Here is a 628-nt window from a genome sequence, read left to right as displayed (position 1 = left end):
CCTGCCGATCTCGCTCGCCTTCGCCGAGCGGCTGTGCCGGGCCTACCCCGACGCCGACGCCGAACTGGTCCGGGTGGCCACCCTGCTGCACGACACCGGCTGGGCCCACGTGGACGAAACCCGCATCATCTCCGAGGGCTTCGCGGGGGACTGGCGCAAGGCCGCCATCCGCTACGAACACGAGAAGCAGGGCTGCGACGTCGCCCGCCGGGTGCTGCCGCCCCTGGGCTACTCACCGGAGTTCATCGAACGCGTCTGCGACATCATCGACGGCCACGACACCCGCCCGGTGGCCCAGTCGCTGGAGGACGCGTTGATGCGCGACGCCGACCGGCTGTGGCGCTTCGACCAGGCCGGGATTGCCCTGGCCTCCACCTGGTTCAAGATGGACCCGGCCACCTACACCGACCGGCTGGCCTCCGAAATCGTGCCCGAACTCATCACCCAGGCCGCCCACGACATGGCCACGGCTGACTTGAACCGCTCCACCGCCCTGCTCAAGACGGCGGTCATCCGGTGACGGCCGCCACGCACGACGCCCCCGCCCTGGCCGCCCGCGCCGCGCTTAAGCTGCCGTACACGCACGTCGACGACACCTTCATCGACGGCGCCTGGACGACGGCGCGCG

Annotated in this window: 1 protein-coding gene; it reads left to right on the top strand. The window is 71.0% G+C overall.

Annotated features, from left to right (window positions below):
• A partial coding sequence (locus K789_RS0116645; protein ID WP_024367746.1) for an HD domain-containing protein occupies positions 1-520 on the top strand: 520 nt, incomplete at its 5' end.
• Between the last annotated feature and the right edge of the window lie 108 nt (positions 521-628).

It is taken from the genome of Arthrobacter sp. TB 26, from assembly GCF_000427315.1.
Lineage (GTDB): Bacteria > Actinomycetota > Actinomycetes > Actinomycetales > Micrococcaceae > Arthrobacter.
This window is presented reverse-complemented; position numbering and strand designations above follow the sequence as displayed.